21 protein-coding genes are annotated in these 22,819 nt (G+C 71.9%); 3 read left to right on the top strand and 18 right to left on the bottom strand.

All coding sequences use genetic code 11. The annotated features are described in order from the left end of the window. Positions 1-77: 77 nt before the first annotated feature. From ACIF8S_RS23775 to ACIF8S_RS23795, 5 genes are all read right to left on the bottom strand, one after another. Positions 78-1,013: a LysR family transcriptional regulator gene (locus ACIF8S_RS23775; protein WP_400001542.1), complete on the bottom strand. Its 936-nt coding sequence runs from the start codon at positions 1,011-1,013 to the stop codon at positions 78-80. Between the two features lie 53 nt (positions 1,014-1,066). Beyond that, the gene (locus tag ACIF8S_RS23780; protein WP_400001544.1) at positions 1,067-1,795 is read right to left on the bottom strand and encodes a helical backbone metal receptor; all 729 of its coding nucleotides are present in this window, start codon (positions 1,793-1,795) and stop codon (positions 1,067-1,069) included. Continuing rightward, a complete protein-coding gene (locus tag ACIF8S_RS23785) occupies positions 1,792-2,364 on the bottom strand; it encodes a helix-turn-helix domain-containing protein (RefSeq protein ID WP_349790746.1) in 573 nt (190 codons plus the stop codon). Before ACIF8S_RS23785 ends, ACIF8S_RS23780 begins: the two co-directional genes overlap by 4 nt. Before the next feature lie 397 nt (positions 2,365-2,761). Beyond that, the gene (locus ACIF8S_RS23790) at positions 2,762-5,383 is read right to left on the bottom strand and encodes an ABC transporter permease/substrate binding protein (RefSeq protein ID WP_400001545.1); all 2,622 of its coding nucleotides are present in this window, start codon (positions 5,381-5,383) and stop codon (positions 2,762-2,764) included. Further along, positions 5,376-6,461 (bottom strand): glycine betaine/L-proline ABC transporter ATP-binding protein, encoded by a 1,086-nt coding sequence (locus ACIF8S_RS23795; RefSeq protein ID WP_349790744.1) that lies wholly within the window; start codon positions 6,459-6,461, stop codon positions 5,376-5,378. The genes ACIF8S_RS23790 and ACIF8S_RS23795 overlap by 8 nt, the downstream gene beginning before the upstream one ends. Before the next feature lie 242 nt (positions 6,462-6,703). Here ACIF8S_RS23795 and ACIF8S_RS23800 point away from each other — a divergent pair, with 242 nt between their 5' ends. The 3 genes from ACIF8S_RS23800 (at position 6,704) to ACIF8S_RS23810 (ending at position 9,665) form a co-directional block, all read left to right on the top strand. Then, positions 6,704-7,624, top strand: a complete 921-nt coding sequence (locus ACIF8S_RS23800; protein WP_400001547.1) for a 5'-3' exonuclease H3TH domain-containing protein — start codon at positions 6,704-6,706, stop codon at positions 7,622-7,624. A 91-nt stretch (positions 7,625-7,715) separates the two neighbouring features. After that, on the top strand, positions 7,716-8,552 hold the full coding sequence (locus ACIF8S_RS23805) for a siderophore-interacting protein (protein ID WP_400001548.1): 837 nt from the start codon (positions 7,716-7,718) through the stop codon (positions 8,550-8,552). A gap of 153 nt (positions 8,553-8,705) precedes the next feature. Continuing rightward, positions 8,706-9,665, top strand: coding sequence for an RluA family pseudouridine synthase (locus tag ACIF8S_RS23810; RefSeq protein WP_400001550.1), 960 nt, complete (start codon positions 8,706-8,708; stop codon positions 9,663-9,665). Here ACIF8S_RS23810 and ACIF8S_RS23815 read toward each other — a convergent pair. From ACIF8S_RS23815 to ACIF8S_RS23875, 13 genes are all read right to left on the bottom strand, one after another. Beyond that, positions 9,659-11,386 (bottom strand): cytochrome P450, encoded by a 1,728-nt coding sequence (locus ACIF8S_RS23815; protein WP_400001552.1) that lies wholly within the window; start codon positions 11,384-11,386, stop codon positions 9,659-9,661. The genes ACIF8S_RS23810 and ACIF8S_RS23815 overlap by 7 nt on opposite strands. A 130-nt stretch (positions 11,387-11,516) precedes the next feature. Further along, positions 11,517-12,137 (bottom strand): GTP-binding protein, encoded by a 621-nt coding sequence (locus ACIF8S_RS23820; RefSeq protein ID WP_400001553.1) that lies wholly within the window; start codon positions 12,135-12,137, stop codon positions 11,517-11,519. Beyond that, positions 12,118-12,528, bottom strand: a complete 411-nt coding sequence (locus ACIF8S_RS23825) for a DUF742 domain-containing protein (protein ID WP_400001555.1) — start codon at positions 12,526-12,528, stop codon at positions 12,118-12,120. Before ACIF8S_RS23825 ends, ACIF8S_RS23820 begins: the two co-directional genes overlap by 20 nt. Then, positions 12,525-12,932: a roadblock/LC7 domain-containing protein gene (locus ACIF8S_RS23830; RefSeq protein WP_024885160.1), complete on the bottom strand. Its 408-nt coding sequence runs from the start codon at positions 12,930-12,932 to the stop codon at positions 12,525-12,527. Before ACIF8S_RS23830 ends, ACIF8S_RS23825 begins: the two co-directional genes overlap by 4 nt. Next, entirely contained in the window at positions 12,929-14,539 is a 1,611-nt protein-coding gene (locus tag ACIF8S_RS23835; RefSeq protein WP_400001556.1) for an ATP-binding protein, read from the bottom strand. Before ACIF8S_RS23835 ends, ACIF8S_RS23830 begins: the two co-directional genes overlap by 4 nt. Before the next feature lie 455 nt (positions 14,540-14,994). Beyond that, complete coding sequence (locus tag ACIF8S_RS23840) at positions 14,995-17,853, bottom strand: DEAD/DEAH box helicase (protein ID WP_400001558.1); 2,859 nt, start codon at positions 17,851-17,853, stop codon at positions 14,995-14,997. Positions 17,854-17,898: 45 nt separating this feature from the next. Further along, positions 17,899-18,789 carry a diacylglycerol kinase gene (locus ACIF8S_RS23845; RefSeq protein WP_400001560.1) on the bottom strand — a complete coding sequence of 297 codons (891 nt, stop codon included), beginning with the start codon at positions 18,787-18,789 and terminating at the stop codon, positions 17,899-17,901. A 31-nt stretch (positions 18,790-18,820) separates the two neighbouring features. Beyond that, a complete protein-coding gene (gene tatC / locus ACIF8S_RS23850; RefSeq protein WP_349790734.1) occupies positions 18,821-19,690 on the bottom strand; it encodes a twin-arginine translocase subunit TatC in 870 nt (289 codons plus the stop codon). Positions 19,691-19,782: 92 nt separating this feature from the next. Beyond that, entirely contained in the window at positions 19,783-20,064 is a 282-nt protein-coding gene (tatA, locus tag ACIF8S_RS23855) for a Sec-independent protein translocase subunit TatA (RefSeq protein ID WP_024885165.1), read from the bottom strand. 246 nt (positions 20,065-20,310) lie between these two features. Then, on the bottom strand, positions 20,311-20,505 hold the full coding sequence (locus ACIF8S_RS23860; RefSeq protein WP_400001562.1) for a hypothetical protein: 195 nt from the start codon (positions 20,503-20,505) through the stop codon (positions 20,311-20,313). A 10-nt stretch (positions 20,506-20,515) separates the two neighbouring features. Continuing rightward, a complete protein-coding gene (locus tag ACIF8S_RS23865; RefSeq protein WP_024885167.1) occupies positions 20,516-20,809 on the bottom strand; it encodes a hypothetical protein in 294 nt (97 codons plus the stop codon). Between the two features lie 31 nt (positions 20,810-20,840). Continuing rightward, a complete protein-coding gene (locus tag ACIF8S_RS23870) occupies positions 20,841-21,836 on the bottom strand; it encodes a WYL domain-containing protein (protein ID WP_349790732.1) in 996 nt (331 codons plus the stop codon). An 18-nt stretch (positions 21,837-21,854) separates the two neighbouring features. Next, complete coding sequence (locus ACIF8S_RS23875; protein ID WP_145828014.1) at positions 21,855-22,808, bottom strand: YafY family protein; 954 nt, start codon at positions 22,806-22,808, stop codon at positions 21,855-21,857. Positions 22,809-22,819 lie beyond the last annotated feature (11 nt).

The following is a 22,819-nucleotide window of genomic DNA, read 5'->3' on the forward strand; positions in this document are numbered from 1 at the left end:
GCTGGGGACTGTTGTACGCCGGGTGCGGGCAACACCATGGCCGGGCGCGCAGTTCCCCGCGCCCCCGGGGGGGCGCCTCAGCCTCGCGTCAGGGACAGAAGATCCCGCGCCGGGCCGGCGGGGCGGTGGCCCGTGGGCCAGACCGCCCGCAGGTCGCGGGCCAGAGCCACCGACTGGACCGGGATCCGGACCAGGCGCCGCATCCCCAGCTCCTCCCCCACCGCCAGCTCGCTCAGCACCGCGGGCCCCGCCCCGCCGACCGCCGCCGCCTTCACCGCCGTCGTCGAGGACAGCTCGATCAGCGGCCGGGCCAGCCCGCCCAGCGCCGCGTCCAGCACCTGCCGGGTGCCGGAGCCCTCCTCACGCAGTACCAGCGGGGTGGCCGCCAGTTCCTCCGCCGCGAGCGGGCGCCCGCGACGGGCCCAGGGGTGCGAGGGGGCCGCGACCACGATCAGCCGGTCATGGGCGATCACCGCGGAGTCCAGCCCGGCCGGCACCGTCAGCCCCTCCACGAACCCCAGGTCCGCCTCCCCCGCCAGCAGCCGCTCCGCGACCGCCGTGGAGTTGCCGGCGAGCAGGGACACCGCCGTGTCCGGGCGCTGCGCGCGCAGCGCGACCAGCCACCCGGGAAGCAGGTACTCGGCGATCGTCATGCTGGCCGCCACCCGCAGCCGGGAGTCCCTGCGGTCCCTCAGCGCCTGGGCGCCCGCGTCGAAGGCCTCGGCCGCGTCGACGATCCGCCGGGCCCAGTCCGTGACCAGGGCCCCGGCGTCGGTGAGCCGCGACCCGCGCGGCGAACGGTCGACGAGGGCCACGCCGAGCTGCCGCTCCATCGAGCGGATCCGGCTGCTCGCGGCGGGCTGGGTGATGCCCAGCTCCCGGGCCGCCCGCCCCAGGCTGCCCACCCGCGCCACGGTGAGCAGCAGCTCGAGCGCCCCCAGGTCGGGCACCCGGTGCGCCAGCGAACCGGCACCCGGGTGCCGTTCGTCGGCGCGGTCTTCCGTCCTGCTCATAAGCCCAGCTTATGCAACGCCCGCGCACCGCCCGCCCGCGCGCGCACCGCCCGTCAGACGTGGGCCGCCCGCACCGCGTGTCCCAGCACCTCCGGCGCCTCGGCGAGGGAGGGGCCGTACCAGGTGAGGTGCCGGCCGCTGAGGAGGGCGCAGGGGATGCCGGGGAACGCCTCCGGGCCGTCGTCCGCGGTGAAGCGGTACGGCTCGTCGGGGAGCGCCACCAGGTCCGGCCGTGCCGCGCGCAGCTCGTCGAGCGGGATGCGCGGGTACCGCTCGGCGTGGTCCGCGTACAGCGTGCGCACGCCGAGGCGGGCCAGCAGGTCGCCCGCGAAGGTGTCGCGGCCGAGGACCATCCAGGGGCGGCGCCAGACGGGGACGACCGCCGTGCGGACCTCGTCGGACGCCGGCGGCGCCTCCCACGCCGCCTCCGCCTCGTCCAGCCAGCGGGGCCGGGTCCGCACCCCGCACGCGGACAGCACCCGCTCCAGCTCGCCGAACGCCTGCGGCAGTGTCCGTACGTGGGTCACCAGCACGTCGAGGCCCGCCGCGCGCAGGGCGTCCAGGTCGGGCTGCCGGTTCTCCTCCTCGTTGGCGATCACGAGGTCGGGGGCGAGGGCGGCGACACGGTCCACCGCCGGGTTCTTGGTGCCGCCGACGCGGGCGACGTCCAGCCCGGCGGGGTGCGTGCACCAGTCGGTGGCCGCGACCAGCGCGCCGGGCGCGGAGACGGCCACGGCCTCCGTCAGGGAGGGGACGAGGGAGACGACCCGGACGGGACTCATCGGCGCGGCTTGGTGTCCCGCAGCGCCTCGATGTGTTCGGCGACGGCGACGACCAGCAGCCGGGTCTCGGGCACCGTGGCCCGCCAGCGGTGCCGGACCCCGCCGGTGAGGTACAGGGTGTCGCCGCGTCCCAGGCGGTAGGCGCGCCCCTCGGCCTCGATCTCCACGGCGCCCTCGGCGACGTACATCAACTGGTCGTTGCGGAACTGCAGTTCACGTCCGGCGTCATGGTCGCCGGTGAACTCGGAGGCGTGCATCTGGTGGTGGCCGCGGACCAGGGAGCGCACCCGGGGCTCGGCCCAGGACTCGGCGCCCTCCGCGCGGACGACGTCCACGCTGCACGCCGGGTCGGCGGCGGCGAGCAGTTCCACGGCGGTGGTGCGCAGCGCGTCGGCGAGCTTCTCCAGGGAGCTCTGGCTGGGACGCGCCCGCTCGTTCTCGATCTGGCTGAGGAACGGGACCGACAGACCGCTGCGCTCGGCCACGACGGAGAGGGTGAGGTCCAGCGCACGGCGTCGCCGCCGCACGGCCGCGCCCACCCGCAGGGGCTGTTCCTTGTGGTCGCCCATCGCTCCGGCTCCCTCCTTCGCCGCTCGTCCCGCACCCCGGGCGCCGAGGCCCCGGCGCCCTTCCTTCGCTGAGTTGTCTGCACCCTACGCATGTTCGGCGAACCGTTTCAGGCGCCTGCCACGTCGCCGGCGTGAGCGGCCGCTTCCCACCTCACAGTTCGCGCCAGCCGCCCATGGGGCCCCTCGGCACCCCCCGGATGCGAAAGGGGGTGTTCCCGCCATTGTTCACCGTGTTCGCCGGAAGGTCACGGGGAGGTCCGGGGAGGGGTTGGCGCTCTGTGGTTGTCCGGATTCTTTCCGTGGCACGCGGCGGCTCCGGGCGGCGCGAGGGGCGGGTCCGGGCGCCCCTGAGGGACGCTCCGGGACCCGCCCCTCGGGGACGCGGCCGGTACGGCGGTTACCGCGGCGTCATCCGCTCCACCATGTCCGGGTGTTCCTCCAGCCAGGCGGCGACGGCCTCCTCCTCGTGGCCCTGGCCGCGGTTCTTGATCTCCGCCTCCAGGGAGCCGAGCTCGTCCTCGCTCATGTGGAAGTCCTTGATCCACTCGGTGAGCTGCGGGTACTGCTCGGGGAACTTCTTGCTCGCGATGGTGTGGATGGTGTTGCTCTCGCCCCAGGCGCGCTTCGGGTCCGCGAGCTTGGTCAGCTCGTAGTCGTTGTACGCCCAGTGCGGCGACCAGAGCGTGACCGCGACCGGCTTCTCCTTGGCGTAGGAACGCTTGAGCTCGGCCAGCATCGCCGGCGAGGAGCCGTCGACGACCTTGTACTCCTTGTCCAGGCCGTAGGCGGGCAGCACCTTGTTCTTCAGGATGTCCATCTGGCCGGTCCCGGCCTCGATGCCGACGATCCGTCCGCCGAACAGGTCGGCCTTGCCCTTGAGGTCCGCCAGGGACTTGACGTCCTTGACGTAGGACGGGACGGAGATCTCGAGCGACACCGGTTCGTACCACGTACCGAGGTCGGTGAGTTTGTCCTTGTTCGGCTCGTAGAAGTTCTTCTGCGAGTGTGGCAGCCACGCGTCGAAGTTGAGGTCGATGTCCCCGGACGCGAGGCCGGTGTAGACCGGGCCGACCTCCATCTGCTTGAGGTTCAGCTTGTAGCCGCGCCGCTCCAGGACGTTCTTCCACAGGTAGGTGACGGCGACGTCCTCCTCCCACGGGAACCACGCCACGTCCAGGGCGCGCTTCGCCTCGGCGGGGGTGTCGCCGCCCGAACCGGACGTCACGGGGGCCAGCTTGTCGACGACGTCCGGGTTGTCCTTCAGCCAGGCGCGCACGGCGTCCTGCTGACGGCCCTTGCCGGCCTTGTTGATCTCGGCCTCCAGGCCGGTGAGTTCCTTCTCGCTCATCGAGAAGTCCTTCAGCCACTGCCCGACGACCGGGTTCTCACCGGCGAAGCCCTTGCGGGACACCAGGTGCACCGCGTCGCCCTCGCCCCAGGAGCCCTTGGGGTCCTTCAGCTTCTTCAGGTCGTAGTCGCTGTACGCCCAGTGCGGCGACCAGAGCGTGACGACGACCGGTTCCTTCTTGCTGTAGGCGCGCTTGAGTTCGGCCAGCATCGCCGGGGTGGAGCTGTCGACGACCTTGTACTCCTTGTCGAGGCCGTAGGCGGGCAGCACCTTGCTCTTCAGCAGGCCCATCATGCCGGCGCTGGACTCGATGCCGGTGATCTTCCCGCCGAAGGTGGCGGACTTGCCCTTCAGGTCCTCGAGGGAGTTGACGTCCTTCATGTACGCGGGGACGGTCAGCTCCAGCGTCGTCTCCTCGTACCAGGTGCCGAGGTCCTCGAGCCGGTCGCCGTACTTCTTCCAGTACTCCGCGTGCGTGGTGGGCAGCCAGGCGTCGGTCTGGAAGTCGACGTCACCCTGCGCCAGCGCGGTGTAGAGCGGCCCGGCGTCCAGCTGCTTGGCCTCGACCTCGAAGCCGCGCTGCTCGAGGATCTCCTTCCACAGGTACGTGGAGGCCACCCCCTCGTCCCAGGGGATGTAGCCGATGCTGATCTTCTTGCCGTCGCCGACCTTCTTGTCGTCCGCGGTGGTGCCGGAGGACCCGGCGGAGCCTCCGAACAGGCCCATGCCGCCCGCCACCAGGGCCAGGACGACGATGCCGACCACGGCGACCTGCGGCCGGGGACGGTAGGACCAGATCTTGAGCCCCTGCGCGGCGCGCGCCTTGGCGGCCGCGCGGCGGCCCAGCGGCGACACCTGGGTGCCCAGGGCGCTGGTCATGCGGTCCAGGTAGATCGCCAGGATGACGATGGCCAGGCCGGACTCGGCGCCGAGGCCGATGTTCAGCTGGCCGATGGCCTCGATGACGGCGCCGCCGAGCCCGCCGGTGCCGACCATGCCGGCGATCGCCGCCATGGACAGGCCGAGCATGATGACCTGGTTGACGCCCGCCATCACCGTGGGCAGCGCCAGCGGGAGCTGGACGCGCAGCAGGGTGTTGCGGGGCGTGGTGCCGAACGCCTCGGCCGCCTCGACGAGTTCCTTGTCGACCTGCCGGATGCCCAGCTCGGTCATGCGCACGCCGGGGGCGAGCGCGAAGATCAGGGTGGCGACGATGCCGGGGGCGGAACCGGTCCCGAAGAACAGGATCGCCGGGATGAGGTAGATCATCGCGGGCAGCGTCTGCATGAAGTCGAGAATCGGCCGGACGAAGGCGCTGACCCGGTCGGACCGGGCCGCCCAGATTCCCACCGGCACCGAGATCACCAGCGCGATCACGGTGGCGACGAGCACCAGGGACAGCGTCACCATCGAGTCCTCCCACAACTCCATGGAGTCGAGGAAGGCGAAGCCGACGAAGGTGAGGACACCGGCGAGGGTGCCACGCAGCCAGAAGGCGATGACCGCGAAGATGCCGCAGAGGATCAGCGGTTCCGGGGCCTGGAGGACGGCGTCGACACCGTCGTAGGCGCCGGTGAAGACGGCCTTGAAGAAGTCGAACAGCCAGGTCAGGTTGGAGAGCAGCCAGTCGACCGAGCTGTTGACCCAGTCACCGAGCGGGATCCTAGGCATGGGCCATCACCTTCCCGCCCTGGCCCTTGGGGCTGTCGCAGACGCCGGGGTCCGCCTCCTCGTCGCCGAGGAACCCGACCAGACGCTGCCGCGGCACGACGCCGACGAGCTCGCCGTCGTCGACCACGGCCACCGGGTGCGGCACGCGCGCGCTGATGGCGCACAGCTCGGTGAAGGACGTGCCGGGCGCCGCGGTCTCGCAGCCGCAGTCGGCCTCGTCGCCGCGCACCTCGGGGTCCATCACGGCCTGGGCGGTGAGCACGCGGGAGCGGTCGACGTCCTGGGTGAAGGAGGCCACGTAGTCGTTGGCCGGCCGGATCAGGATGTCCTGCGCGGTGCCGATCTGCACGATGCGGCCGTCGCGCATGACGGCGATGCGGTCACCGAGGCGCATGGCCTCGTTGAGGTCGTGGGTGATGAAGACGATGGTCTTCTTCAGCTTCTTCTGCAGCTCGATCAGCTGGTCCTGCATGTCGCGGCGGATCAGCGGGTCGAGGGCGCTGAAGGACTCGTCCATCAGCAGCAGGTCGGCGTCGGTGGCGAGCGCGCGGGCGAGGCCGACGCGCTGCTGCATGCCGCCCGACAGCTCGTCGGGCCACGAGTCCTCCCAGCCGGCCAGGCCACACAGGGCGAGCGCCTCGTCGGCGCGGCGTTCGCGCTCGGCGCGGGGCACGCCCTGCACTTCAAGACCGTAGGCAGCGTTGTCACGGACGCTGCGGTGCGGGAAGAGCGCGAAGTGCTGGAAGACCATGCTGATCTTCCGGGACCTGACGTCGCGCAGTTCGCGGTCGGACAGGGCGGTGAGGTCCTGTCCGTCGAAGCGGACGTGTCCGGCGGTCGGTTCCAGCAGACCGTTCAGCATCCGCAGCAGGGTGGACTTGCCGGAGCCCGACAGGCCCATGACGACGAAGATCTCGCCCGGCTCCACAGTGAAGGAGGCGTCGATGACGGCGGCGGTGACACCGTCCGCGCGCAGCTCCTCACGGTCTGCTGTGTTCTGGCGCAGTCGTTCGACCGCCTGGTCCGGTCGTCTGCCGAACACCTTGTACAGGCGCTCGGCCTCAAGCCTTGATGACACACGAACCTCTCGAGTCGACAACACAGGGCAGGAGCGATGCCCTACGGACGGCTCGTGGCGGTCCGCAACAGGTTGAACCTGAAACCGGTATCGCTCCGGGCCCGCGCCTCCCCCCTTTGACTTGACGCAAACTTTTCGTGGGCGGCCTCACAGACGTAGCGCAGGACGCAACACGTCGCGCGGACGGCCGACGGGCGCGCCGTCCGGGCGGTGCTGTCGGTGGGGTGCGGCATGATGCGGACGTGACCGGACGACTGATGCTCCTCGACACCGCTTCCCTGTACTTCCGCGCCTACTTCGGCGTCCCGGAGTCCGTCAGGGCGCCGGACGGCACGCCGGTGAACGCCGTGCGCGGACTGCTGGACTTCATCGACCGCCTGGTCAAGGACCACCGGCCGGACCGCCTGGTGGCATGTATGGACGCCGACTGGCGTCCGCAGTGGCGGGTGGACCTCATCCCCTCCTACAAGGCGCACCGCGTCGCCGAGGAGCGCGCGTCGGGGCCCGACGAGGAGGAGGTGCCCGACACTCTGTCGCCGCAGGTGCCGGTGATCGAGGAGGTGCTCGACGCGGTCGGCATCGCGCGCGTCGGCGTCGCCGGGTACGAGGCGGACGACGTGATCGGCACCTTCACCGCCCGCGCCGAGGGGCCGGTCGACATCGTCACCGGTGACCGCGACCTGTACCAGCTGGTGGACGACGCGCGCGGGGTGCGCGTGCTGTACCCGGTGAAGGGCGTCGGCACGCTGCAGATCACGGACGAGGCCGCGCTGCGCGAGAAGTATGGGGTGGACGGCAAGGGGTACGCGGACCTGGCGCTGCTGCGCGGCGACCCCAGCGACGGCCTGCCGGGCGTGCCCGGCGTCGGCGAGAAGACGGCGGCCAAGCTGCTGGCCGAGTTCACGGACCTGGCCGGGATCCTGGCGGCCGTGGACGACCCGAAGGCCAAGCTCACGCCGACGCAGCGCAGACGCCTGGACGAGGCGCGGCCGTACCTGGCGGTGGCGCCGAAGGTCGTCCGGGTCGCGGACGACGTCCCGCTCCCGGACGTCGACACGGCGTTGCCGCACGCCCCGCGCGACCCGGCCGCGGTGGAGTCCCTGACGGCGCGTTGGGGCCTGGGCGGGTCGCTCGGCCGCCTGCTGGCCACCCTCGCGGAGTGAGCCACCGGGGCCTTCCGCAGCGGGAGTTGCGCCACCGACGCAGGTCGAGGTGTTAGCTTAGGTAAACCTAACTGCGACAGGGAGGCCCCTCATGGCAGAGCGACCGGCACGCGCGCCGCGCACCCCGCACACCGCGGAGGTCGTCCGCACCGAGCGGCTGACACCGCACATGCAGCGCGTGGTGATCGGCGGCGAGGGGCTCGCCGGCCTGCCGGCGGACACCTGCACCGACCATTACGTCAAACTGCTGTTCCCGGCACCCGGCGCGGTCTACCCCGAGCCGTTCGACGTGGAGCGGATCCGTGCGGAGTTTCCGCGCGACCAGTGGCCGGTGACCCGGACGTACACCATCCGCCAGTGGGACGCGGAGCACCGTGAGCTGACCCTCGACTTCGTGATCCACGGCGACGAGGGGCTGGCCGGCCCGTGGGCCATGAACGCCCGGCCCGGTGACGTCGTCCGCTTCCTGGGCCCCGGCGGCGCGTACGCCCCGGACCCGGCCGCCGACTGGCACCTGCTCGCCGGCGACGAGAGCGCCCTTCCGGCCATCGCCCGCTCCCTGGAGTCGCTGCCGCACGGTGCGCGCGCGTTCGCCTTCGTGGAGATCGCGGGCCCGGAGGAGGAGCACAAGATCGACTCCGACGTGGACATCCGCTGGCTGCACCGCGGTGACCGCAAGGTCGGCGAGGCCCTGGTGGAGGCCGTCCGCGCCCTCGACTGGCCGGAGGGCCGCCTCCACGCCTTCGTCCACGGCGAGGCCCACTTCGTGAAGGAACTGCGCCGTCTGCTGCGCGTGGAGCGCGCCGTCCCGCGCGAGGACCTGTCCATCTCCGGCTACTGGCGCCTGGGTCACAACGAGGACGGCTGGCAGGCCTCGAAGCGGGACTGGAACGCCCAAATCGAAGCAGAACAAGAACCCACCCACTGACGCCGACGCCGTAGGGGGCGCAAGAAAGGCACCCCTCCCAGGAGCGCGGGGAAACTGCGCGACCAGCCCCCACCCACCCTCACCCGACAACCGCCCCCACCCGGCCAAGCCACGAACCGGCCCCCGCCCACACCCCCCGTACCCTTGCCCCACGTGAGACGCAGACGCCCCCCACCCCCTCCCCCACCCCTGCCGCAACGCGACGGCGTGGACCCCGTCCGCGTACGTCTCCCGGCCGGCGGCCCCGGCACCACCGTCCGGGACCACCTGGTCTCGCGCCTGGCAGCCGACCCCGCCCAGATCGACGCCATGTTCGCCGCAGGCGAGATCGTCGGCGCGGACGCCCGCCCGGTCCCGGCGGACACCCCCTACGCCCCGGGCCTGTGCGTCTGGTTCCACCGGGACATGCCCGACGAAGCCCCGGTGCCGTTCCCGCTGACCGTGGTCCACCACGACGAGCACATCGTCGTCGTCGACAAGCCGCACTTCCTCGCCACCACCCCCCGCGGCAGCCACGTCCGGCAGACCGCGCTCGCCCGGCTCCGCCACGACCTGGGCCTGCCGGCGTTGACCGCGGCGCACCGCCTCGACCGGCTCACCGCCGGCTTGGTGCTGTTCATCGTGCGGCCCGAGGAGCGCGGCGCCTACCAGACGCTGTTCCGCGACCGGCTGGTGCACAAGGAGTACGAGGCCGTCGCCCCCCACGACCCCTCCCTCGCCGCCACCCTCCCCCGGACCGTCCGCAGCCGGATCGTGAAGGAGCGCGGGGTACTGACCGCGCAGGAGGTCGACGGCGAGCCGAACGCACTGACCCACGTGCAGCTCCTCGCGCACCGGGCGGACAACCTGGCCCGGTACCGGCTGGTGCCCGGCACCGGACAGACCCATCAGCTGCGCGTGCACATGAGCGCCCTCGGGGTGCCGATCCTGGGCGACCCCCTCTACCCCGAGGTCACCGGCCCGGTCCCGGCCGGCGACTTCCGGCGTCCGCTGCAGCTGCTGGCCCGTGAGCTGCGGTTCACCGACCCGGTGACCGGTGTGGAGCACCGGTTCACCAGCGGCCGGGTGCTCGGGGCGTGGGCCTCGTACGAGGACTGGGCGTCAGGTCAGTAGCCGCGCCACCACCGCAGGAACCGCTGCCAGGCACCCGTCGGCGGGGCCGGCTCCGCGACCGGCGGAGGCGGCACGGGCCGCTGCGGCACCGGCTCCCCGTCCGGAAGCGCCCCGACGCCGGAGCCCGCCCCGACCCCGGAGCCCACCCCGACGCCAGAGCCCGCCCCGACCCCGGAGCCCACCTCGGCGCCAGAGCCCGGACCGACGCCAGAGCCCGGACCGGCGTCGAAGCCCGTACCGGTGCCCGGCGCCGACGCCTGCGCGGGCACCGCCGCGACCTCCGCAACCGTCGCCGCACCCCCACCCCCGACTCCAGCCCCGGCACCGGACCCAGCCCCGGCAGCGGCACCCCGCGGCCGGTTCACACCGATCTGCCAGTCACGCTGCGCCGGCGCCTCGTTCTCGTGGCTCGGCGCCTGTGTGATCTCCTGCTGCGGCCGGGGCGTGAAGTGCACCGGCAGCGACACCAGATGCCGCGAGGCGATGGACTCCGTGAAGGTCAGCTCCTCCTCGGTGACGCTCAGTTCCACGTCCGGCAGCCGCATGAGCAGGGCGTCGACGCCCACCTCTGCGATGACACGGCCGATGTCCTGTCCGGGGCACTCGTGCGTGCCGCCGCCGAAGGCGAGGTGCGAGCGGTTGCCCTGCATGTCGGCGGTCGGGTCGGGGCGCACCCGGGGGTCGACGTTGGCCGGCGCGGGCGCGAACAGCAGTCCGTCGCCCTTACGGATGCGCTGGCCGCCGAGCTCGGTGTCCTGCTTGGCGTAGTAGGCGAAGATGGTGCTGAACGGCGGTTCGTCCCACAGCAGTTGTTCCACCGCCTGGGGCACTGTCATCTGGCCGCCGTTGAGCTGGGAGCGGAAGCGGGGGTCGATCAGCACCTGGCGCAGCACGTTGGCGAGAAGGTTGGCCGTGGCCTCGTAGGCGGCGATGAGCACCACCCGGAGGTGCTGGCTGACCTCCTCGTCGGTCAGCCCGGCCGGGTGGCTGACGAGGTGACCGGCGAAGTCCCCGAGCGGTTCCTCGCGGCGGCGGGCGGTGAGCCGGTCCAGCGCCGCCATCACGAAGGCGTTGCTCGCGATGGCGGTCTCGGTGCCGCGGATCATGTCGCGCGCGGCCTGCACCATGCGGTCGTCGTACTCGTCGGGCATGCCGAGGACGTGGCACATCACCGCCATCGGCAGGTGCTCGGCGTACTGGCTCACCAGGTCGGCCTCGCCCGCCTCGCAGAACCGGTTGACGACGCGCTGGACGCTGCGGTTGACGTGGCGGCGCAGGCTGCGGAAGTCGGTGGCCGCGACGGCGGTGTCGATGGCGCCGCGCCAGCGCCGGTGTTCCTCGCCCTCGGCGTGCGCGCACATGGGCTGCCAGGCGATGTGCGGCATCAGCGGGTGGTCGGGCTTGACCAGACCGTCGCGGAGCGCGGACCAGATGCGGCTGTCCTTGCAGAACTGCGCGGGGCTGCGCACGAGTTGCTGGCTCTCGGCGTGGCCGAGCACCACCCACAGGGGCAGGTCGTCGTGGATCAGTACGGGCGCCACCGGCCCGTGTTCGGTCCGCAGGTGCTCGTAGAGCTTCTTCAGGTCGTCCGACTCGTGGAGGCGGGCGAGTCCGCCGGGGCCCCGGCCGTGCGCGGGGCATCCGGGAGGCGGTTCCTGACGGGCGTCGTCGTCCGGGCCGGCCGGGAGATCCGGCGTCGAGGGGTGGGATTCAGGCGTCACTGTGGTCGCTCCGAAGGGGAAAGACAGAAGTCCGGGGAGGGGGAGGCGGATGCCCGGGGAGGGGGAGGGAGGTACCCGGGGAGGAAGGCAGATGTCCGGAGGGGAAAGACGTCCGGGACAGGGGAACGCGTCAGGCGAGCGAGCCCGTCATGGCGAGCGAGTGCAGGAACCGCATCAGGGTCATCAGCACGTCGCGGCTGGAGGCGCGGCGCCGCACGTCGCACTCCACGATGGGGATCTGCTCGGACAGGTCGAGCGCGGCCCGCAGGTCGGATACGGGGTAACGGGGCGCGTCCGGGAAGGAGTTGACCGCGACGACGAACGGCACCCCGCGCTCCTCGAGGCGCCCCATCACGTCGAAGCTGACCTCGAGCCGACGGGTGTCGACCAGTACGACCGCGCCGAGCGCCCCTTCGAACAGGCCGTTCCACAGGAACCAGAAGCGCTCCTGGCCCGGCGTGCCGAACAGATACAGCACCAGCTCGTCGGTGATCTTGATGCGGCCGAAGTCCATGGCGACGGTGGTGGCCGTCTTGGACGGGGAGCCGTAGTTGTCGTCGACCCCGATGCCGGCCTGGGTCATGGTCTCCTCGGTGGTCAGCGGTTTGATCTCGCTGACCGAGCCGACCATGGTGGTCTTGCCGACCCCGAACCCGCCGACGATCACGATCTTCACCGCGGACTGCGCCGTGTGGGGCAGCTGATCCTCGGCGCGTGGGCCCGGGATGGTGTCAGAGCCGTTGAAGTCCATGCATCACCGCTTCGAGAAGGGAACGGTCCGGGAGCGCCTTGCGCACGATCGGGGAGCGCGCCTGGACCAGTTCCGCCGTCAGCAGCTCGGTGAGCAGCACGGTCACCACGCTGAACGGCAGACTGAGATAGGCCGACAGCTCGGCCACGGACAGGGGGGCGACACAGAGCCGGAGCAGCGCCGCCTGCTCGGGGGTCGCGGAGGGCGGGGGGTCCGGGGACCGCGCGACGATCAGCGTCACCAGGTCGATGTCGGCGCGTTCGCCGTCCGGGCCGGCCACGACGTAGAGCCGCTCGGGGTTGCCGCCCTCGCCCTCCTTCCGGGCCGGGGCGGCCGGCTGCGCGGGGGTGCCCTGCCGGGGGGTGCGCCTCTGGCGTTGCGGAGGAGTCATACGGTCTGCCCGTTCCGTCGCGGCGGACTGGTGAGATGGGCGCCGATGCGGACGACGAGGTCGCGCATCATGCCGCCCATCCGGCCCGGTTCGCAGGTCATGTCCGAGAGCACGGCGAGGTAGGCGTTGGCACCGGCCGCCATCAGGTAGAAGTAGCCCTCGTCGATCTCGATCAGCACCATCTTCATCTCGCCGTCGCCGTGCGGGAGTTCCTGGGCGACGGCACCGGCGAGGCTCTGCACCCCGGCGCAGGCGGCGGCAACCCGGTCGGCCGCGTCCGGCTCACCGCCGTAGCGGGCGATGCGCAGGCCGTCCGCGGAGAGCACCACGATCATCTCGACGCCGGGTACGCCGTCGGCGAGCTCCTTGAGCATCCAGTCGAAGTTGGCTCGTTGCTGGATCACTTGAGGTCCCCCTCGTCATCGGCCTCGGTGCGGGCCGGTTCGTTGATGAGATGCAGGTAGGCGGTCGGGTTCCGGGTGAAGTCGGTGGGGTGGACGCCGGGGTCGAGGTCCTTCTTCAGGCCCTCCCAGAAGGCGTCGACCCAGAGCCCGGGTTCGCGGTCGTGTCGCTTCTTCTTCTCGGGCTCGGCGGCCGCCCAGATGTCGTGGTATTCCTCGCCCCGCTCCTTGGCCTCCCGTTCGGCGCGTTCGGCCTCGGCCTGCTCGGCGTAGCGCTGGGCCAGCGGGGTCTTCACACGGCTGCGGCGCTGCGGCAGTCCGCCGGCGGTCCACTCGGTGACCTCGGGGACGTCGTCCTCGACAGCGGCCGTCTCGGGGAGGCGGGGGCTGGTGGGGCGGCGCTTCTTGGGGGCGCGCTGCGGGCCCGGGAGGGCGTCGACGGGTCGGGGCACGGCGGTGGCGCCGATGCCGTGCGCGAGGCCGACGCCGGGCTGGTCGGTGACCATCTCGCTGGGGACGACGAGGACGGCGCGGACACCGCCGTAGGCGGAGGCGCGCAGCGACACCTGCATGCTGAACTGGGTGCACAGCCGGCCGACCACCGCGAGGCCGAGGCGCGGGTTGGCGCCGATCTCCTGGAGGTCGACGCCGCGCTGGGCGCGGTCCAGGATGCCCTCGATACGGGCACGGGCCTGCTCGTCGAGGCTGACTCCGGCGTCCTCGATCTCGATGGCGACGCCGGACTGCACCTCGGTGGCGGTGACGCTGACCTTGCTGGTCGGCGGCGAGTAGCGGGTGGCGTTGTCGAGGAGTTCGGCGGCGGCGTGGATGACCGGCTCGACGTAGATGCCCTTGATGTTGATCTTCGCGATGGACTTCAGGTCGATGCGGCGGTACTCGAGGATGCGGGACATGGCGCCACGCAGCACGCTGTAGAGCGCGACGGGCTTGGGCCACTGACGTCCGGGGCGGCCGCCGCCGAGGACCGAGATGGAGTCGGCGAGGCGGCCGATCAGCGCGGTGCCGTGGTCGATGCGCAGCAGGTCGTCGAAGACCTCGGGGTTGCGGCCGTGGTCCTCCTCCATCTCCCGCAGTTCCTTGGCCTGCTGGTGGACGATCGCCTGGACGCGGCGCGCGATGCTGACGAAGGAGCGCTGCGAGGAGTCCCGCAGGTTCTCCTCGTCATCGATGATCTGGAGGACTTTCCGCAGCAGTTCGAGCTGGTACTTCGGCAGTTCGCGCCAGGACGGGTTGAGCCGCGGCAGGTCGCGCATCACCTCGTGCGGGTCGTTCCCGTTGTGCAGGTGGGCCAGGCACGTGGGGAAGACCTTGCGGATGAAGTAGTCGGTCTCCGTGTCGTGGGCGGCGATCCGCGCCTCCAGATACGCACGGTGACGGTCGTGCTCGGCCCGCGCCTCACGCAGCACCCGGCCGCGGCGCACCGCCTCGGTGGCGGCGGCGGCCACCAGGAGGGTCGCGACGGCACCGCACACGCCGACGGCGATCCGGGCGGGCTCCGTCACCAGGGCGACGGCGGCTCCGGTCGCCGCGGCCATCACTATGGCCGGCAGCAACAGCACGCGTGCGTAGGGAAGTTGGACACTCGCCATGTGAGCCCTCTGAAGCGTATCGACTGACGGTCGGGAACGTGCACATAAGGGAACAAGCGCACGAATTCAACTCAACTCGGTGCGCTGCGGGCGAGCTTAGTCCGACGGGATCATCGCCATGTCATATTCAGCAAGTGCCGGAAACGGTCCCTGCGGCAGGGGTACGCTCGGAGGCGTTCCACGGTCCGGCGCCGTTCGAACACACTGCGTCACCGCGTACAGGCGTACGACGGCCACCCACCGTCACTGGTGAGGCGCTCCCCGGACGGCGGGCGGCACACCGGGGCGACCGGGGCGAGGCACCGGGGCGACGGGAGCGGGCCGCCGGGCGACCTCATCCTGCCCGCCCGGCCCCACGCTCAAGCCCCCACACGGGAGCGCACTCAGCGCGGAAGCCCGGCGCGCGAGGAGCGCACCGGGCTTCCGGACGGAACGTCGGGCGGGGACCGAGGAGGTCAGCCCACGGAGGAGTAGGCCACCACCCCGCGCAGCAGACCGTCGACCGCCTTGCGGGCGTTCTTCGCGACCGTCGAGTTCTCCGTGACCGGGGCGGCTGCGGAGATCTGGCCCAGCACGTCGATGACCTGCTTGCACCAGCGCACGAAGTCACCGGCCGGCATCTCCGCCTCGCGCAGCACCTCGTCCAGGCCCTTGCCGGAAGCCCACATGTAGGCGGCCCACGCGAAGCCCAGGTCGGGCTCGCGCTGGCCCACACCCTCGGTCTGGCTGATCCGGAAGTCCTCCTCCAGGGCGTCCAGCCGGCCCCAGATGCGGACCATCTCGCCGAGCGCCGCCTTCGCCTTGCCCGAGGGCAGCTTGGGCGCCATCGCGTCGTCGGCGACCCGCGACTCGTACACCAACGCCGACACGCACGCGGCGAGTTCGGCGGGGCCGAGCCCCTCCCAGACCCGCTCGCGCAGGCATTCGCTGGCCAGCAGGTCGAGTTCGCCGTACAGCCGCGCCAGCCGCTTGCCGTGCTCGGTGACCTCGTCGCCGCGCAGGTAGTCCATCTCGGTCAGCAGCGCCACGATCCGGTCGAAGGTACGGGCGATGGTGTTCGTCCGGCCCTCGATGCGCCGCTCCAGCTGCGAGGTGTCCCGCATCAGCCGGTGGTAGCGCTCGGCCCAGCGGGCGTGGTCCTCGCGGTCCTGACAGCCGTGGCACGGGTGCGCCCGCAGCGCCTTGCGCAGCCGCGCGATCTCCCGGTCGTCGGCCGCCTGGGAACGCTTCTTGTGGTGCCGGTCCGGGACGATGTGGCCGGCCTTGGTGCGCAGGGCGGAGGCCAGGTCCCGACGGGACTGCGGGGAACGCGCGTTGAAGGACTTCGGGATGCGCATCCGCTCCAGCGGCTCCACCGGCACCGGGAAGTCGATCGACGCCAGCCGCTTCACCTGCCGCTCGGCGGTCAGCACCAGCGGGCGCGGACCGTCGTGGTACTCCACGCCCCGGTGACCGTTGGTGCGGCCCGCGGGCAGCCCCGGGTCGAGCACCAGCGCCAGCCCGGCGTACTTGCCGGTGGGCACGTGGATGACGTCACCGGGCTTGAGCTTCTCCAGCGCGACGGCCGCCTCCGCGCGCCGCTGCGCGGTGCCCTGCCGGGCCAGCTCGTTCTCCCGGTCCTTCAGCTCGCGGCGCAGCCGGGCGTACTCCTCGAAGTCGCCGAGGTGGCAGGTCATCGAGGCCTTGTAGCCCTCCAGACCCTCCTCGTTGCGCTGCACCTGGCGCGAGATGCCGACGACCGACTTGTCCGCCTGGAACTGCGCGAACGACGTCTCCAGCAGTTCCCGCGACCGGTGCCGCCCGAACTGCTCGACCAGGTTGACCGCCATGTTGTACGACGGCTTGAAGCTGGAGCGCAGCGGATAGGTGCGCGTGCCGGCCAGTCCCGCCAGGTGCTCGGGGTTCATACCGCGCTGCCACAGCACCACGGCGTGGCCCTCGACGTCGATGCCGCGCCGGCCGGCCCGGCCGGTCAGCTGGGTGTACTCGCCGGGCGTGATGTCGGCGTGCTGCTCGCCGTTCCACTTGACCAGCTTCTCCAGCACCACCGAGCGGGCGGGCATGTTGATGCCCAGGGCCAGGGTCTCGGTCGCGAACACGGCCTTGACCAGCCCGCGCACGAACAGCTCCTCGACGACCTCCTTGAAGGTCGGGAGCATGCCCGCGTGGTGCGCCGCTATGCCGCGCTCCAGGCCCTCCAGCCACTCGTAGTAGCCGAGGACGTGCAGGTCCTCGGCCGGGATGGAGGCGGTGCGCTCCTCGACCAGGTCGCGGACCTTGGCCCGCGCCTCCTCGTCGTTGAGCCGCAGGCCCGCGAACAGGCACTGCTGGACCGCGGCCTCGCAGGCGGCGCGGCTGAAGATGAAGGTGATGGCGGGCAGCAGGCCCTCGGAGTCCAGCCGCTCGATGACCTCCGGCCGGCTCGGTGTCCACACCCGCGAGCGCTGTCTGCGCTCCCGCTCGCGGTCGGCGTCCCGCATGTTGTTGCGCCCCCGCCTGCGGTCGCCCCAGGACGGGCGGCTCGCCTCCAGCCGGGCCATGCGGGTGAGGTCGGGGTTGACGGCCTTCTTGCGGCCCTCCCCCTCCTCGAACAGGTCGTAGATCCGGCGGCCCGCCAGCACGTGCTGGAACAGCGGGACGGGCCGGTGCTCGGAGACGATCACCTCGGTGTCGCCGCGGACGGTGTCCAGCCAGTCGCCGAACTCCTCGGCGTTCGACACGGTCGCCGACAGGGAGACCAGCGTCACGGACTCCGGGAGGTGGATGATCACTTCCTCCCACACCGCGCCGCGGAAGCGGTCGGAGAGGTAGTGCACCTCGTCCATCACCACGTAGCCGAGGCCGAGCAGCGTCTGCGACCCCGCGTACAGCATGTTCCGCAGGACCTCCGTGGTCATCACGATCACGGGGGCGTCGGAGTTGACGCTGTTGTCACCGGTGAGCAGGCCCACCTTGTCGGAGCCGTAGCGGCGGCTCAGGTCGGCGTACTTCTGGTTCGACAGCGCCTTGATGGGGGTCGTGTAGAAGCACTTCTTGCCCTGCTGGAGGGCCAGGTGGACGGCGAACTCGCCGACGATCGTCTTGCCGGATCCGGTGGGGGCGGCGACCAGCACGCCCTTCCCCGCCTCCAGGGCTTGGCAGGCCTCGATCTGGAACGGGTCGAGGCCGAAGTCGTACATCTCGCGGAAGGAGGCGAGCGAGGTGGCCTGCTCGGCAGCGCGCCTGCGTGCTGCCGCGTACCGCTCGGCCGGTGAGAGATCCTCTGTCATCGTGCTTTCGAGCGTACCGGGCCGCACCGACAACAGGACGATCATTATCCGGATCGGCCGCGTGAGGTGGGAGAACGCCGGGGAACGCCCCTACGGACCGACCACGCGGACCGCCCCCGGCACACAGGTGGCGGTGAGGGGCAGCGGCCCCACGAGTTCTCCGTCCGCGTAGCCGGTGACGTCCTCGGCGACCAGTTCCACGCTCGCCGCACGCAGCACCGTCACCACGGGGTGGTCGACGTGCGTCCCCCGGTAGACCCGCGGGAACACCTTCAGCAGCGTGGCCCGGCTGCACTCGCCCACCACCGTGATGTCGAACAGCCCGTCGGTGAGGTCCGCCCCGGGGCAGATGCGCATGCCGCCGCCGTACGAGGGCCCGTTCCCGACCGCCACCAGCGTCGCCTCGACCTCGCGGACCTCGCCGCCGTCCAGGGTGATGCGGTACGGCAGCGGCCGGAAGGCGGCCAGCTCGGCGAGCATCGCCACGTCGTACTTGAAGCGTCCGAGGGGCGCGCGCATCCGGTTGCCGCGGTCGTTGACCCGGGAGTCGAAGCCGGAGGCGAGGACGGCGCCGAACCACCGGTCACCGATCCGGCCCAGGTCGATGTCGCGGACCCGCCCGCTCCTCAGGGCGTCGGCGATCATCCGTCCGGCCGTGGCCGGTTCCCGCAGCGGCATGCCGAGCGCACGGGCGAAGTCGTTGCCGGTCCCCGCGGCCACCAGGCCGAACGGGGTGCCGGTGCCGACCACGGCCTGCAGGGCCAGGTGGGCCATGCCGTCGCCGCCGACGGCGATCAGGGCGCCGGTGCCCTCCTCGACGGCGGCATACGCCCGGGACAGCGCGTCCGCGGGGTCGTCGCCGGTCACGGTGCGGACCTGGAAGCCGGCGTCCCGCAACGCGGAGGCGGCCGGCCGCGCCGCGCGGGCGCCCCGGCCGCCGCCCGCGGTGGGGTTCACGAAGAGGGTGATCTCGCTGGTCACGGGAGCGACCCTACGAGTTCCCGGGCCGTCCTCAGGTCACGTCGTCATAACCGTTGATCCGGTCCCTGGTCGTCTGCTCGGGCAGCGCCTTGACCGGTTCCGCCGGTTCGACGTCCTCCGGGGTCAGGTCCAGCTCGGAGGCCTCGTCGTCGGCGAGCCCTTCGGACTCCCGGCGCTCGCGCCGTCTGTCGTTCAGCAGGGAGAAGCCCACGGCGAAGAAGAACAGGACGATGATCGGCACGGAGAGCGCGAGCATGCCCACGGGGTCGGTGGTGGGCGTCGCGACCGCGCCGAAGACGAAGACGCCCATGACCACACCGCGCCACCAGCCGAGCATCCGGCGGCCGGAGACGATCCCGACCATGTTCAGCATGACCAGCAGCAGCGGAAGCTCGAAGGCCAGCCCGAAGACCAGCACCATGCGGATGGTGAAGTCGAGCACCTCGTCGAGCGACAGGATGTTCGCCGATCCCCCGGGCGTGAGGCTCAGCAGCACCTTGATGCTGACGGGAAGGATCACGTACGACAGGAGGGCGCCGCCGGCGAACAGCGGCACGGCGGCCGAGACGAAGACGTAGGTGTACTTCTTCTCGTGCTTGTGGAGTCCGGGCGCGACGAAGGCCCAGAGCTGGTAGAGCCACACCGGACTGGAGACGACCAGGCCGGCCATCAGGCTCACCTTGATCGTCGTGGTGAACGGCGACGTCAGCGTGTTGAACGACACGATGGCGCAGTTGCCGCCGTCACTGTTCGTCAGGCTGTCGCACTTCGGCACCGGCTCCGCGAGGAACTGCATGAGCTGCTCGCTGTAGAACGCGGCGACGACCGACACCACGACGATCGCGAGTACGGCCTTGGCCAGGCGGTTGCGCAGCTCGCGCAGGTGATCCACGAGCGGCATCCGCCCCTCGGGGTCCCTCTCCTGTTGGCGGGCAGACTTGAGCAACCCACGTTCCCATCTCGTGCAGCGGGCCGGAGATCACCGGCCCTGCGTCAGCGCTTGGTCGTGTCCGTCGGCTCCGTGACCGGGCGGGAGCTGGTCACGTCGCCGGGGGCGGCCTGGATGGTGCGCTGCGCCGGGGGCTGCTCGCCGGTGGCCGGCGGGTCGGCCGGAGCGGAGGACTTGTTGTCCTCCTTCATCGCCTTCGCCTCGCTCTTCAGGATGCGGGCGGACTTGCCGAGCGACCGCGCCATGTCGGGAAGCTTCTTCGCACCGAACAGCAGGATGATGACGACGAGGATCAGAATGATCTCGGTAGGTCCGAGCCGTCCCATAAGTCTTTACCTTCTCACCGAGGCGGGTGGGTGGGTGGCTGTCCGACCGGTCGGACATGCGTCCGAAGGACGGTGCAGACAGCGATCGTAACGCCCAGAGGTAAACGTCCGGCAATCCCTGTGCGTACTCCCGTCCGCGGTCCGGGCCTCGTTATCCGGGCCGCGATCAGCAGCGTACCTGCCGGGGCCCGGACGGTGACAGGGCGGCGACGGCGTCCCCGCGGACGGCGGGTGTGCCGGTCGACGTCACAGGGCCTCGGCGGACCGGGCCGTGCTCGCGGCGGCGCGCTCCAGGTCCTCGGCCGCCCGGCCGATACGCCGGGCCGAGTCAGCGACCTGCCTGCCGAGGCGCTCCGCCTCGACGAAGACCCGGACGGCGAGCACTGCGAGCACCATCAGCCCCAGGAATCCCAGGACCACGGCGAACATCGGCCAGAACATGGGGACGAGCCTAGACGGTCGAGTGCAGCCGGAGGGTACGCACCCCGCCGCCGGTCAGCAGCTCCACGATCCGCTCCCCCGCCGGCTTGCGGACGGCCGAGCCGCACTCGGGGCAGGTGAAGGAGTAGAACGTGGTGCGGCTGCTGGCGCCGATCGCCAGCCGCAGCGCGCTCGCGGCGAGTTCGAAACGTCCCCGGCAGTCCGGGCAGCCCGCCCGGAACATCACCGGGGCCACGCTCCTCATGCCGGCGAACGCGGACGCCGCCGTCATGCCCCGTGCCCCTTCGGTCGCCGACTCGCTCAAAGCACTCGCTCCTGCCTGTCGTCCTGCCCGGTCATCCGGCCGCCTCGACCCCGTCGTACGCCGCCAGCGCCTCACGGGCCGCCCGGCGGGCGCTCTCGGCCAGCTCCTGCGGCTCCACGATGCGTCCGTCGCGGCCGAGCCGCAGCGCCAGCCGCTTCAGCGACGCGGGGTCGGGGGTGCGCAGGGTGATACGCAGTCCGCCGTCGGGAAGCTCATCGGCGCTGTCGTGCGGGTAGTACTCGGCGACCCAGCGCCCGCCCGGCCCGACCTCGACGACCACCTCCGGGTCCTCGGCCGCGGGCTGCACCAGCCCTTCGGACAGGTCACGGAGCTCCACCTCGGGCGGTGCGGACGGCTCGTCGAGGATCTTGATCTCGGCGACCCGGTCCAGCCGGAAGGTGCGGCGCGCCTCGGAGCGGCGGCACCACGCCTCGACGTAGGTGTGGCCGACGCTGACCAGGCGGATGGGGTCGATCTCCCGCTCGGTGACCTCGTCGCGGGCCGGCGAGTAGTAGCGGATCCACAGTCTGCGGCGCTCGGCGATGGCCCGGTCGACGTCCGCGAAGACACCGCCCTCGGACTCGAAGGTCACCGACAGCCGGGAGCTGGCGCCTGCCGCCTCGCCGGCCGCGGTCTCCACCTTGGCGGTGGCCCGCAGCAGCGCCTGGCGGTCGCTCTCGCGCAGCCCCGGCAGGGTGGCCACGGCGCGGGCGGCGACGAGCAGCGCGGTCGCCTCGTCGGCGGCCAGACGCAGCGGCTCGGCCGCGTCGGCGCCCAGGGCGGCCGGGTTGTGCCACCAGATGCGCTCGCCGTCGGTGTCGATGTCCAGCAGGTCGCCGCCGCGGAAACTGGTGCCGCACATGGGCAGCACGTCGAGGTCGGAGACCAGCTCGTCCTCGGTGATGCCGAAGGCGCGCGCCACGTCCTCGATGCGGGCGCCTGGGCGCTCGCGCAGATACGTCACCAGGGAGAGCATCCGCCGGGTCTGGTCGATGGCGTTCACGGGCCTGACCGGTTTGCCTGCCACGTCTCTGTCCGCTCCCCCTCAGCCCTTGGCCACGGCACGCAGCCGGTCCACCACGTCGGCCCGCAGCTCGGCGGGCTCCAGGACCACCACGTCGGGCCCGAACTCCACCAGCCAGGCATCCAGGCCGTGCCCGTACGGAATCTCCAACTCGTCCCAGCCGTTCCCGAGTTCCCGGACCGACGTGGCCTTGGCCCGGAGCGGGAAGCCGGCGTCGGAACGCAGCCGGATGCGCGCCGAGCGGTCGGCGGTCTCCCCCGCCCAGCTCGCGACGGTCTCCCGCACGGTGACGACGTCCGGCACCGGAACGGTGAACCGGCCGGCGCGCGAGCGCACCTTGCCGGTGATCCGGGAGAGCCGGAAGACCCGCTCGGCCCCGCGGTCGCGGTCCCAGCCGGCCAGGTACCAGTGGCCGCGCCAGCACTCCAGCGCCCACGGCTCGACATGCCGCTGCTCGGGCTGGGCGGCGTTGGCCTTGCGGTAGTCGAAGATCACCGGCCGGCGGTCCCGGCAGGCGAGCATCAGCGGCTCGAACGCGGCCTCGTGCACCGGGATGCGCGGCTCCAGCGCGCCGTGCGCGCCGTACGGGTCGACGTCCTCGGGGAGTCCGGCCGCGCGCAGCTTCTGCAGGGCGCCGCTGGCCGCCCCGGCGAGCCGGGCCTGCTGCCACACCTTCGCGGCGAGCCCGAGGGCGGCGGCCTCCTCGGCGTCCAGGGTGATGGGCGGCAGCCGGTTGCTGTCCCGGCGGGCGAGGTAGCCCGTCTCGCCCTCGAGGTTCTCGACGGTCTCGATGACCAGTCCGAGTTCGCGCAGGTCGTCCTTGTCGCGCTCGAACATCCTGTTGAAGGAGTCGTCGGAGCCCGCTTCGAGGTACGCCTCGATGGACTCGCGCAGCTCGCGCTTGCTGAGCGGCCGGCGGGTCCCGAGCAGACACAGCGCCAGATTCATCAGCCGCTCGGCCTTGGCAATGGCCATCGACGCGCTTC

It is taken from the genome of Streptomyces sp. NPDC085937 (assembly GCF_044540535.1).
In the GTDB taxonomy this organism is placed as follows: domain Bacteria; phylum Actinomycetota; class Actinomycetes; order Streptomycetales; family Streptomycetaceae; genus Streptomyces.

Coding starts and splice junctions, on each gene's coding strand:
- ACIF8S_RS23840 (WP_400001558.1), bottom strand. CDS start 17,853: ATGATCGTCCTGTTGTCGGTGCGGCCCGGTACGCTCGAAAGCACGATG.
- ACIF8S_RS23775 (WP_400001542.1), bottom strand. CDS start 1,013: ATGAGCAGGACGGAAGACCGCGCCGACGAACGGCACCCGGGTGCCGGT.
- ACIF8S_RS23805 (WP_400001548.1), top strand. CDS start 7,716: ATGGCAGAGCGACCGGCACGCGCGCCGCGCACCCCGCACACCGCGGAG.
- ACIF8S_RS23780 (WP_400001544.1), bottom strand. CDS start 1,795: ATGAGTCCCGTCCGGGTCGTCTCCCTCGTCCCCTCCCTGACGGAGGCC.
- ACIF8S_RS23785 (WP_349790746.1), bottom strand. CDS start 2,364: ATGGGCGACCACAAGGAACAGCCCCTGCGGGTGGGCGCGGCCGTGCGG.
- ACIF8S_RS23820 (WP_400001553.1), bottom strand. CDS start 12,137: ATGGACTTCAACGGCTCTGACACCATCCCGGGCCCACGCGCCGAGGAT.
- ACIF8S_RS23875 (WP_145828014.1), bottom strand. CDS start 22,808: ATGGCCATTGCCAAGGCCGAGCGGCTGATGAATCTGGCGCTGTGTCTG.
- tatC (WP_349790734.1), bottom strand. CDS start 19,690: ATGCCGCTCGTGGATCACCTGCGCGAGCTGCGCAACCGCCTGGCCAAG.
- ACIF8S_RS23790 (WP_400001545.1), bottom strand. CDS start 5,383: ATGCCTAGGATCCCGCTCGGTGACTGGGTCAACAGCTCGGTCGACTGG.
- ACIF8S_RS23860 (WP_400001562.1), bottom strand. CDS start 20,505: ATGTTCTGGCCGATGTTCGCCGTGGTCCTGGGATTCCTGGGGCTGATG.
- ACIF8S_RS23825 (WP_400001555.1), bottom strand. CDS start 12,528: ATGACTCCTCCGCAACGCCAGAGGCGCACCCCCCGGCAGGGCACCCCC.
- tatA (WP_024885165.1), bottom strand. CDS start 20,064: ATGGGACGGCTCGGACCTACCGAGATCATTCTGATCCTCGTCGTCATC.
- ACIF8S_RS23835 (WP_400001556.1), bottom strand. CDS start 14,539: ATGGCGAGTGTCCAACTTCCCTACGCACGCGTGCTGTTGCTGCCGGCC.